At 64.1% G+C, this 10,623-nt stretch carries 12 protein-coding genes; 6 read left to right on the top strand and 6 right to left on the bottom strand.

The genetic code is table 11. The features are described from left to right. Both ACKLLE_RS22830 and ACKLLE_RS22825 read left to right on the top strand, forming a co-directional pair. A partial coding sequence (locus ACKLLE_RS22830) for a hypothetical protein (protein WP_420059132.1) occupies positions 1 to 230 on the top strand: 230 nt, incomplete at its 5' end. Between the two features lie 197 nt (positions 231 to 427). After that, positions 428 to 826, top strand: a complete 399-nt coding sequence (locus ACKLLE_RS22825; protein WP_064305055.1) for a protease inhibitor I42 family protein — start codon at positions 428 to 430, stop codon at positions 824 to 826. Here ACKLLE_RS22825 and ACKLLE_RS22820 read toward each other — a convergent pair. Next, entirely contained in the window at positions 823 to 1,776 is a 954-nt protein-coding gene (locus ACKLLE_RS22820) for an alpha-xenorhabdolysin family binary toxin subunit B (protein WP_420059131.1), read from the bottom strand. The genes ACKLLE_RS22825 and ACKLLE_RS22820 overlap by 4 nt on opposite strands. Beyond that, positions 1,773 to 2,981 (bottom strand): alpha-xenorhabdolysin family binary toxin subunit A, encoded by a 1,209-nt coding sequence (locus ACKLLE_RS22815; protein ID WP_420059130.1) that lies wholly within the window; start codon positions 2,979 to 2,981, stop codon positions 1,773 to 1,775. The genes ACKLLE_RS22820 and ACKLLE_RS22815 overlap by 4 nt, the downstream gene beginning before the upstream one ends. Before the next feature lie 183 nt (positions 2,982 to 3,164). On the opposite strand from ACKLLE_RS22815, the gene cmoA reads away from it, so the two are divergent. From cmoA to ACKLLE_RS22795, 4 genes are all read left to right on the top strand, one after another. Then, the gene (gene cmoA / locus ACKLLE_RS22810; RefSeq protein WP_420059129.1) at positions 3,165 to 3,944 is read left to right on the top strand and encodes a carboxy-S-adenosyl-L-methionine synthase CmoA; all 780 of its coding nucleotides are present in this window, start codon (positions 3,165 to 3,167) and stop codon (positions 3,942 to 3,944) included. Continuing rightward, positions 3,941 to 4,897 carry a tRNA 5-methoxyuridine(34)/uridine 5-oxyacetic acid(34) synthase CmoB gene (gene cmoB, locus ACKLLE_RS22805; protein ID WP_420059128.1) on the top strand — a complete coding sequence of 319 codons (957 nt, stop codon included), beginning with the start codon at positions 3,941 to 3,943 and terminating at the stop codon, positions 4,895 to 4,897. Before cmoA ends, cmoB begins: the two co-directional genes overlap by 4 nt. Positions 4,898 to 5,149: 252 nt before the next feature. After that, on the top strand, positions 5,150 to 5,824 hold the full coding sequence (locus tag ACKLLE_RS22800; RefSeq protein WP_420059127.1) for a heavy metal response regulator transcription factor: 675 nt from the start codon (positions 5,150 to 5,152) through the stop codon (positions 5,822 to 5,824). Continuing rightward, the gene (locus ACKLLE_RS22795; protein WP_420059126.1) at positions 5,821 to 7,200 is read left to right on the top strand and encodes a heavy metal sensor histidine kinase; all 1,380 of its coding nucleotides are present in this window, start codon (positions 5,821 to 5,823) and stop codon (positions 7,198 to 7,200) included. The genes ACKLLE_RS22800 and ACKLLE_RS22795 overlap by 4 nt, the downstream gene beginning before the upstream one ends. Before the next feature lie 87 nt (positions 7,201 to 7,287). Here ACKLLE_RS22795 and pdxJ read toward each other — a convergent pair whose 3' ends face one another. The 4 genes from pdxJ to rnc are packed head-to-tail and all read right to left on the bottom strand — an operon-like array spanning position 7,288 to position 10,398. Then, entirely contained in the window at positions 7,288 to 8,031 is a 744-nt protein-coding gene (gene pdxJ / locus ACKLLE_RS22790) for a pyridoxine 5'-phosphate synthase (RefSeq protein ID WP_420059125.1), read from the bottom strand. Between the two features lie 44 nt (positions 8,032 to 8,075). Further along, positions 8,076 to 8,759 carry a DNA repair protein RecO gene (recO, locus tag ACKLLE_RS22785; protein WP_420059124.1) on the bottom strand — a complete coding sequence of 228 codons (684 nt, stop codon included), beginning with the start codon at positions 8,757 to 8,759 and terminating at the stop codon, positions 8,076 to 8,078. A gap of 54 nt (positions 8,760 to 8,813) precedes the next feature. Next, the gene (gene era / locus ACKLLE_RS22780; protein WP_009399847.1) at positions 8,814 to 9,716 is read right to left on the bottom strand and encodes a GTPase Era; all 903 of its coding nucleotides are present in this window, start codon (positions 9,714 to 9,716) and stop codon (positions 8,814 to 8,816) included. Further along, complete coding sequence (gene rnc, locus ACKLLE_RS22775) at positions 9,709 to 10,398, bottom strand: ribonuclease III (RefSeq protein WP_009399849.1); 690 nt, start codon at positions 10,396 to 10,398, stop codon at positions 9,709 to 9,711. Before rnc ends, era begins: the two co-directional genes overlap by 8 nt. Between the last annotated feature and the right edge of the window lie 225 nt (positions 10,399 to 10,623).

The following is a 10,623-nucleotide window of genomic DNA, read 5'->3' as shown; positions in this document are numbered from 1 at the left end:
TTTTGCAGTCCATTTTGTTGCAACGCGCCATGGCCTGTGAGGTCTCCGTTGCCAGCCTTTGGATGTTCGGCGATCTACTGCGGGGAAGCTGTTGGGTTCGACACGGTATCGCGTCGTACAAACAAGGCGATCACTATGGCCTGTCAGGCATAGGTACGTTGCAACAAATGTGGGAGCCGGCGTTGCCGGCGATGCGCCGCGCGGGCGGCGCTCGGTCTGGAGAGCGCTGAAGATCTATCGGCATGCGCCTGGTGGCGATCATGCGGTCTCTCGACAAGTGACCTGGGATCAACACTGTCTTCGGAAAAGATGTGTAGATACCCATGCAGCGATGAGGCCCTCAAAATCAACAGGTAGAACCCGACAACCCATCCGGTTTAAGCTCCGAGACCGATACCCAAAGCCCACCCGCGTTCCGGAGTGCTGCATGACGATCCGCCGTACCGCCCTGCTGTCGGGCCTCGCTCTTCTCGCCGCCTGCTCCCACGACACTACCCGCACCGAGCCTGTGGTGGTGGAAAAGCAGAGCCAATGCCCGATCGACCTGGATATCGGCCAGGCGCTGACCCTTACCCTGCCGAGCAATCCCAGCACCGGTTACCGTTGGCAGGTTCAGGATGCCGCTGGCAGCGTCCTCGGCGCCCTGGGCCCCGAGGTCTATCGCAGCAACGACAACGACGGCATGGTCGGCAGCGATGGCCAGTCCACCTGGCGCTTCCGGGCCAAGGCCGCCGGGCAGGGCCGTCTGCTCCTGGTCTACCAGCAACCCTGGGCTCCGCAAGAAACGCCTGCACAGCGCCTGGACTGTGTCGTCAGGGTGCGCTAGAGCTCCTCGTAGCGACGCCGCACGGCCAGCAACCAGGCCTCCATCGCGCACAGGGCGTCAGCCATGGCCTCCAGCCCGGTCTGCGCGCCCACCGCCTCGACCCGTTCTGTCCAGCCGCGAGCCAGCGTCGCTGCGTGTTCCAGCCACTGGTCCCGTACCCCGCCGAGGGCGGCTATGCCGGGCAACTCCGCCAACTCGCGCTCCAGTGCTGCACGCCGTGCCTTCCAGTCACAGACTTCATCGAGCAATACACCGCGTTCGATGACCTTCCTCGTGCGCAACTTGATCACCTCGCTCAGCTTGCGCCCTTCCAGCAGCCCGGCGACCTTGTCCACGAAGATCCGTGCAGCCGCCATCAGGCTGTCCGGGTCGACACCCTTGAGCAGCATTTTCTGTAGCAGGGCAATTTCCGCTTCGCTCGGGATCATGCCCTTGAAGACCCTCTGCAGATCAGGCACCTCGAACGCGTCGATCACTTCGCTCATGGCATCGATCTGGGCATCGAAGCCCTCGATGCGCGCTTCCTGGTTGGCGATGTTCGCGCTCAAGGCATCCCGTTGCCCGGCCAGCGAATCGGCGCGCTCCTGCACCGCAGGAAGCCGCGCCTTGCCCAGGCGCGCCAGGGCATCGGCGATTTCCTGGCCCTTGGCTTCCAGACGCTGCCTGTCGCGCAGGGCGTCCTGCTCCAGCACCTGCCCCTGGCCAGGGCTCTGGGCAAGAACGAATGCCAGGTCGGCCCATTTGTGATTGCCCACCAGCACCAGGGCGCTGAGCACGCGCTCGGAAAGCAGGCGATCAGTGTCCAGCAGGCGCTCGGACAGGCTGGCCAACTGCTCGCGCAACGCCGGCAGCAGGGCGCCGGTGGTGCTGTAAAACTGCTTGAGGAAATCTTCCTTCAGATCGTTCATCCGGCTGATGTCCGGCAACGCCTGCGGGTTGGGCTGGTTCATTTGAAGGTTCCTTCCTGAGTGATTTCGTCCACGGTTTCATTGAAGATCTTCGACAGTTGCGAAGAGATTTCACGGATGCTGTGCCAAGGACGCAGGACCCGTTCGAAGCGCAGCATGAAGGTCGCCAGCTCGATATCGTTGTCGATGAGCGCCAACTCCTCGCCGGACTGCTCGACATAGACGCCCAGCATGCTCCAGACATCCTCGAGGTTCTTCGCGGCGGTCTGCACTTCGGTCAGGCGGAACTTCAGGTCGGCGATCTGCAGGGTGGTGGTTTCGAACACCGCGACCATGGGGCTTATCGCCTGGATCTGCTGCACCAGTGCCTCGCGCTTGCGGCGCAGGAGGTTGTTGGCCGCGCGCACGGCCTCGGCCTGGGCACCGTAGATGCCGCCGGTTATCGCTACGCCAATGGGCCCGAACAGCAGCCCGGTGAAGGCCAGCCCAACCAGTTTCTGGTAGGAGACATCCATGTCCTCGATTTGCTTGTCGAGCGGGGCGATCTGCTGGCGCAGGTCATCGATGAGTTTTTCCGGGCTTATATCCTTGATCTGGCGGTTCAGTGCATCGGTTTCCGGACGCAGCTGATGGACTACCACATCGGCGAACCACTGGGCACGCGTCTTGATCGCCGTGATGCTCCCGCGTACATCGCTGATGTCCTTGGCGATGAACTCCAAGTGGCTGCGAATGCTGGCTACCTGCTTGCGATCTTCTTCCCCGAGCGGGCTGAAGCCCGTACGGGCAAGCGAGACTTCGTCGACCACGTCACGCAGGCGGGCCCTGAGCGTGCGAAAAGCCTCGGTCTGCTGGAGCGTCGTGATCAACGCGCCGCCATCGGTGATGAAGGACTGGGCGAATATCTCAAGGCGGGTGCCGAGGCTCTTGGTTTCCCGCTCCAGTACATCCCAGGCCCCGACATGGATACGCAGGTTGGTAAAGAGCCGGTGAACCTGGGCGGCATCGATACCGAGCAGCGACAGGTCGTGGGCACCGTTGATCTCTTCGATGCTCTTGGGCAGGCGCAGTACGTAGTGAACGTAGCGCTTGATGCTTCTCAGGTTGTCGTCCGTGAAGATCAGCGCCGGCTGCATGCGGTTGTTGTCGGCGCGCCTGGAAATGACGTCGAAATACTGCTGGGGCACGAATTCGGCACGCTGCTGGGTATCCAGCGCCTGCAACGAATCATTTTCTTTGGTGTTCATGGTCTTGTCCTTGGCAAAAATAGCTGCCCTTTGGCCGCAAAGGCAGGAGATCACCCTAGGCGCCGCAAGACCGGCGCGGAATCGCCGGACTTCGCCACACAAGGCGGGAAAGCTCCGGCAAACCGCGACGAAGCCGGGCATCCGTCCGGCAACGCATAGGCACGGCTTTCCCACTTGGCTAGAATGTCGCCCCGTTTTCGACCATCCCGTGTACAGACCGTGAGCCAAGAACCCGACCGTCTATTCGCCGCCGCGCTGGATCAGGTGCCCGACTTCACCTTCAACGAAGATGTGGTGCGGGTGTTCCCTGACATGATCAAGCGCTCGGTGCCCGGCTACCCGACCATCGTCGAGAACATCGGCGTGCTCGCCGCGCAGTTCGCCCGGCCGGATACCCTGCTCTACGACCTCGGCAGTTCCCTCGGCGCGGTGACCCAGGCCCTGCGCCGGCATGTACGCAGCGACGGCTGTCGGGTGCTGGCGGTGGACAATTCCGCGGCCATGGTCGAACGCTGCGCCGAGTACCTGAAGGCCCAGGACGCCATGTACCAGGAACTGCTCCCCGTGCAGGTGCTCGAAGCCGATATCACCGCGCTGGAACTGCAACCGGCCTCGGTGGTGGCGATGAACTTCACCCTGCAGTTCATCGAGCCGGCGGCGCGCCTGGCCTTGCTCGGCAAGATCCGCCAGGCCCTGGTGCCGGGTGGCGCCCTGATCCTTTCGGAAAAACTACGCTTCGAAGACGCCGACGAACATGCCTTGCTCACCGACCTGCATATCGCCTTCAAGCGCGCCAACGGCTACAGCGAACTGGAAATCGCCCAGAAACGCAGTGCCATCGAAAACGTGATGAAACCCGACAGCCTCGAAGAACACCGCGCGCGCCTTGAGGCCGCCGGTTTCTCCAAGGTGGTGCCGTGGTTCCAGTGCCTGAACTTCGCCTCCCTGATTGCCCTGCCATGATCGATCTTTCTCCCCTGGTCCGCCGCCTGGCGGGTACGCCCCTGGCGCACTGGTCGCAAGGCCTGCAAGCGCAACTCGATGCCAAGCTGGAAAAAGGCCATGGCGACCTGGAACGCTGGCAAAGCGCGCTGGACCGGCTGCCAACGCTGATGCCGAGCGAGGTCGATCTGGTCAACGGCCTGCGCCTGGACTTCGCCTGCGACGAGGCCACCCGCGAGCAGGCTCGCGCCGCCTTGATGGGCCTTTCGCCATGGCGCAAGGGACCGTTCGACCTGTTCGGCGTGCATGTGGATACCGAATGGCGTTCGGACTGGAAGTGGGCGCGGGTCGCCCCGCACCTGGACCTGCGTGGCAAGCGGGTGCTGGATGTCGGCTGCGGCAACGGCTACTACCAGTGGCGCATGCTCGGCGCCGGTGCCGACAGCGTGATCGGCGTCGACCCCAACTGGCTGTTCTTCTGCCAGTTCCAGGCGGTGCAGCGCTACCTGCCGGACCTGCCGGCCTGGCACCTGCCCTTCGCCCTGGAAGACCTGCCCGCGGCGCTGGAAGGCTTCGACACGGTGTTTTCGATGGGCGTGTTCTATCACCGGCGCTCGCCGATCGAGCATCTGCTGGCGCTGAAGGATTGCCTGGTCAAGGGCGGCGAGCTGGTCCTGGAAACCCTGGTGATCGAAGGTGACGAGCACCAGGTGCTGGTGCCCGAGGACCGTTACGCGCAGATGCGCAACGTCTGGTTCCTGCCGTCGGTGCCGGCGCTGGAACGCTGGTTGCGACGGGCCGGCTTCAGCGATGTGCGCTGTGTGGATGTGAGCACCACCAGCGTGCAAGAGCAGCGCAGTACCGAGTGGATGAAGTATCAATCGCTGAGTGACTTCCTTGATCCGCAGGATCACGGCCGGACCATCGAAGGGCTGCCAGCGCCTCGGCGGGCGGTGCTCGTAGCTCGCAAATAGGTTGCTCTTGAGGGCCAATCGCCGGCAACGCCGGCTCCCACAGGTCATGTGGTGCACACAAAACCCTGTGGGAGCCGGCGTTGCCGGCGATGAGGCCCGAGAGAACACCTAACCCGCAAATGGCTGCAAGATTACAAATCCGTAACCTTCCCCACCTCTGCAACACCCTGTCATACCATACCTCTCCCCTCGCTTGACCCTGAAGCTACTTCAGGCCCGAGACTCGCCGCCTTTCCCATGCCAGAGCCTGCCATGCGCCTATTGATCATCGAGGACGAAGTCCGCACCGCCGATTACCTGCAACAAGGCCTGAGCGAAAACGGCTACGTGGTGGACTGCGCGCGGACCGGCACCGACGGCCTGCACCTGGCCCGGCAACAGCCATACGACCTGGTGATCCTCGACGTCAACCTGCCGGAGCTGGACGGCTGGACCGTGCTGCAACGCCTGCGCGCGCAGTCGGCGACGCGGATCATGATGCTCACGGCCCACGGCCGCCTGGCCGACCGGGTAAAGGGCCTCGACCTGGGCGCCGACGACTATCTGCTCAAGCCCTTCGAATTCCCCGAGCTGCTGGCCCGGGTACGCAGCCTGCTGCGCCGCAGCGAACAGCCATTGCAACCGGCCACCCTGAAAGTCGCCGACCTGGAACTCGATCCCGGCCGTCATCGTGCCTGGCGCGGCGGCCAGCGCATCGACCTGACCGCCAAGGAGTTTTCCCTCCTGCATCTGCTGATGCGCCAGAGCGGCGAGGTGCTGTCGCGGACCCAGATCATCTCGCTGGTCTGGGACATGAATTTCGACTGCGACACCAACGTGGTAGAGGTTTCGATCCGCCGCCTGAGGGCGAAGATCGACGATCCGTTCGAAGGCAAGCTGATCCACACCCTGCGTGGCGTCGGCTACGTGCTGGAAGCCCGCGAATGAAGCCGGCGCGCCTGTCGTTGCGCCTGGGCCTGAGCGTGATCCTGATGGGCGCGGCGCTGGTCCTGCTGCTGGCGGCCCTGGCGGTCTTCGCCCTGGACCGTGAACTGGACCAACGCGCCCGCGACCATCTGCAACGCAAGATGGAGCAGATCGAGCACAGCCTGAACGCCGATCTCAAGATCACTGATCTGGGTGCCGGCGCTCATCCGCTGCTTGACGTGGTCATGGGGCACGACAATCTCAGCCTCAGCGTGGTCGAGCAGAGCGCCCGGCATCCGGCACGCCTGAGCCTTGGCCCGGCCCTTGAAGCGCCCGCCGAACCCTTCGTGGCCGGCCCGCGCCTGGGTTTCAGGGAATGGGTCGACAGTGCGGACAACCCGCTGCTTACCGCCGGACGCGATATGCGTTTGCGCGACGGCACGGCGGTGCAGGTACTGTTGACGGTCAATCGCAGCGAAGACCTCGGCCTGCTCCATGCCTACCTGCGCTCCACCCTGCTCGCCTTGCCCTTGCTGCTGTTGCTGATCGGGGTCTGCGCCTGGCGCCTGGTGCAGGGCGGGCTCGCGCCGCTGCGGCGTTTCCGGCGAGTCGCCGAACAGGTCTCGGCCCAGGAGCTGAACCATCGCCTCCCGCAAGACAGTCTGCCGCTGGAATTGCAGACCCTGGCGCAGAGCATCAACGTCATGCTCGACCGGCTGGAGAACGGCGTGGGTCAACTTGCGCAATTCTCCGACGATCTCGCCCATGAACTGCGTACGCCGATCAGCAACCTGCTGGGCAAGGCCCAGGTGACGCTTAGCCGCGAGCGCCCGCCAGAGGACTACAAGCTGGCGCTGGAAGACAGCATCGAGGAACTGACCCGGCTGACCCGGATCATCACCGACATGCTGTTTCTCGCCCAGGTGGAGCAGCCCTCCACCAGGGTGCCGTTGAACCCCGTGGCGCTGGGGGAGGAAGTCCGGCGGGTGGTGGAGTTGTTCGAGCTGAGTGCGGAAAGCAAAGGGATAGAACTGAAAGTACGCGGCTGGGGTACGGTGCGTGGGGATCGGCTGATGATCCAGCGGGCGTTGTCGAACCTGCTGAGCAATGCCATCCGGCATGGCGCCGAGGGACAAGCGGTGCGGATCGGGATAGAGCCGCAGGAAGCCGGGCTGAGCTGCTGGGTCGAGAATCACGGACCGGGCATTGCGGCGGAGCACGTACCGCATCTGTTCGAGCGGTTTTACCGGGCAGGCTGCGGTCGTTCGCGGCTGGACGGAGGGACCGGGCTGGGGCTGGCGATCGTCAGGTCGATCATGCAGGTGCATGGGGGACGGGTCGAGGTGGCGAGTGCGGTGGATGGGCCGACACGGTTCAGCCTGGTGTTTCCCGACTGAATGTCAGGCCTCATCGCGGGTGAACCCGCTCCCACAGAGTACGCGTAACCTGTGGGAGCGGGTTCACCCGCGATGAGGCCCGAAAGATCAACCGCGGCTGGCAGCCAGGATCAAAGCCTTCATTTCCGCCACGGCGCCCTTGAAGCCAACAAAGAGGGCATGGGCCACCAGCGCATGGCCGATGTTCAGCTCGTTGATACCCTTGATCGCCGCCACCGCCTCGACATTGTGGTAATGCAGGCCATGCCCGGCATTGACGATCAGGCCCTGGCCCAGGCCAAAGGCCACGCCATCGGCAATCCGCTTCAGCTCGTCAGCCTCTTGCGCCGGGCTGTGGGCATCGGCATAACGCCCGGTATGCAGCTCGATGGCAGGGGCTCCGACGCGACGGGAAGCCTCGATCTGCCGCTCGTCGGCATCGATGAACAGGGACACTTCAGAGCCCAGCTTCGACAGGCGCTCCACCGCCGCCTTGATCCGCGCTTCCTGGCCGGCGACATCCAGCCCGCCCTCGGTGGTCAGTTCCTGGCGGGTCTCGGGTACCAGGCAGATATGCGCCGGACGAATGCGCTCGGCGAAGGCCATCATTTCCTCGGTGACACCCATCTCGAAGTTCATCCGGGTCTGCAGCACATCCTTGAGCACCAGTACGTCACGGTCCTGGATGTGCCGGCGATCCTCGCGCAAGTGCACGGTAATCCCGTCGGCACCGGCCTCCTCGGCGTCCAGCGCAGCCTTGACCGGGTCCGGGTAGCGGGTACCACGGGCCTGGCGCAGGGTCGCCACATGGTCGATGTTGACACCGAGAAGGATGCGGTTGCTGTGGGTCACGAAGAAACTCTCCTGAAGATTGAGCCCGACAGCATACGTCGTGCTCAGCGCTTGCGAAACAGTTCGCGGCTGACCAGCGGACGACCGCCCAGGTGGACCGCCAGCGCCTGGCGCATCAGGCGCTTGGCCGCGGCCAGGACACCGGGGGCTTCCCAGTCGGCCTGCGCCATGGCCGCCAGATCACGGCCGCTGAACAGGCCGGGCTGGAGCAACCAGACCCGCTCCAGCCCGGCATCGGTCTGCAGGCGGTACCAGCCGTCGGGCTCGAGGGCATCACCGTTGATGTCCTGGTCCAGGGCGAAGGCATAGCCGAGTTCGTCCAGCAGGCGCCATTCGAAACTGCGCAGCAAGGGCTCCAGCGCGCGCCCCTCGGCCAGTGCCTGCAAGGTCGCGGCGTAGTGGACGAATAGCGCTGGATGGGGATCCTCGGCCGGCAGCAGGCGAATCAGCAGCTCATTCAGATATAGCCCGCTGAACAGCGCATCACCGTGCAGCCAGGCAGCGACGCCGACGCTGTCGAGACGACCGACATTCTTCAGCTCGCCGCGCCCGCGCAGTTCAAGCTCCAGCGGCACGAACGGCCGTGCCAGGCTGCCGCCCTTGCCCCGGGCGCGGCGCATGACCGCACGGAAACGCCCCTGCGGCGTAAGGAAATCCACCAGGGCACTGGTTTCGCGGTAGGCACGGTTATGCAGAACGTAGGCCGGCAGGGCCTCTGGCTGTTCCATGATGGCGTTCGCAGGAGAGTCGGCCCGACACCGGACGGCATCGGGCCAGGCGGATTACAGGTCGCCGTAGCCCAGGGAGCGCAGGGCGCGCTCGTCGTCGGACCAGCCACCCTTGACCTTGACCCAGAGGTTGAGCATGACCTTGGCGTCGAACAGCACTTCCATATCCTTGCGCGCTTCGGAGCCGATGCGCTTGATGCGCTCGCCCTTGTCGCCAATGATGATTTTCTTCTGCCCGTCACGCTCGACCAGGATCAGCGCGTGGATGTGCAGGACATGCCCCTGCTGCTTGAATTCCTCGATTTCCACGGTGATCTGGTACGGCAGCTCGGCACCGAGCTGGCGCATGATCTTCTCGCGCACCAGCTCGGCGGCAAGGAAACGGCTGCTGCGGTCGGTGATCTGGTCTTCCGGGAAGAAGTGCTCGTTCTCCGGCAAGTGCTTGGCGATCAACGCCTCCAGGGCCTCCAGGTTGTGCCCCTGCTGGGCGGAGATCGGCACGATCTCGGCATTCGGCAGTTGCTCCTGCAGCCATTGCAGGTGCGGGATCAGGTCGGCTTTCTCTTCGATGCGGTCGGTCTTGTTGATCGCCAGGATCACCGGGCCCTGCACGTACTGCACGCGTTCGAGAACAAGCTGGTCCTCGTCGGTCCAGCGGGTGCGGTCGACGACGAAGATCACCACGTCGACGTCCTTCAACGCCGCCGAGGCCGTCTTGTTCATGTAGCGGTTGAGCGCTTTTTCATTGCTCTTGTGCATGCCGGGGGTATCGACGTAGATCGCCTGGACATCACCCTCGGTCTTGATCCCCAGCATGTTGTGTCGGGTGGTCTGCGGCTTGCGCGAGGTGATCGCCAGCTTCTGCCCGAGGATGTGATTGAGTAGCGTCGACTTGCCCACGTTGGGACGGCCGACGATGGCGACGTAGCCGCAACGGGTGGTGTTCTGTTCAGTCATTGCCATTCTCCACGCCCAGGGCGATCAATGCCGAAGCGGCAGCGACCTGCTCGGCGATACGCCGGCTGACACCCTGCCCCCGGCTTTTTTCGGTCAACAGGGTCACTTCGCACTCGACGAAGAAGGTCCGGCAATGCGGCTCGCCCTGGATATCCACCACTTCATAGCGGGGCAGTTCGCAGGCCCGGGACTGCAGGAATTCCTGCAGGCGGGTTTTCGGGTCCTTGTTGGTGTCCACCAGGGTCAGGCTTTCGAATTCACCGGCCAGCCACGACAGCACGCGCTCGCGGGCGGTCTGCATGTCGGCGTCGAGGTAGATCGCGCCGATCAGGGCTTCGAGGGCATCGGCAAGGATCGACTCGCGACGGAAACCACCGCTTTTCAGCTCGCCCGAACCCAGGCGCAGGTAATCACCCAGCTCGAAACCGCGGGCCAGCAGGGCCAGGGTCTCGCCCTTGACCAGGCGGGCGCGCAGGCGCGACAACTGGCCTTCGCGGGCCTGGGGGAAGCGTTCGAAGAGGGCTTCGCCGGCAACGAAGTTGAGGATGGCGTCACCGAGGAACTCCAGGCGCTCGTTGTTGCGGCCGGCGTAGCTGCGGTGGGTCAGGGCCAGCAGCATCAGCTCCTGGTTCTTGAAGCTGTAGCCGAGCTTGCGCTCCAGGCGACTCAGGGAAGGGCTCACAGTGACCCCACGCGAAGTTCGTGGCGGTTCAGCGGCGACGACGGGGCGCCGATGCCGCTCGGTTCAGTCCGGCCAGCGGCCGTCGAGATCAAAGCCTTGTTCAAATGCGGATCCTGAAAAACGTTTTGGATTCATTGCTGCTCGCCCGGATGGCTGGGAACCGCGTCCGGTCCCTCGTTACAGCCTATGCCAGAAAAGCATTCGGCGCCGTCCTGGGACAGCGCC

The organism is Pseudomonas bharatica (assembly GCF_048586865.1).
In the GTDB taxonomy this organism is placed as follows: Bacteria; Pseudomonadota; Gammaproteobacteria; order Pseudomonadales; family Pseudomonadaceae; genus Aquipseudomonas; species Aquipseudomonas bharatica.
This window is presented reverse-complemented; position numbering and strand designations above follow the sequence as displayed.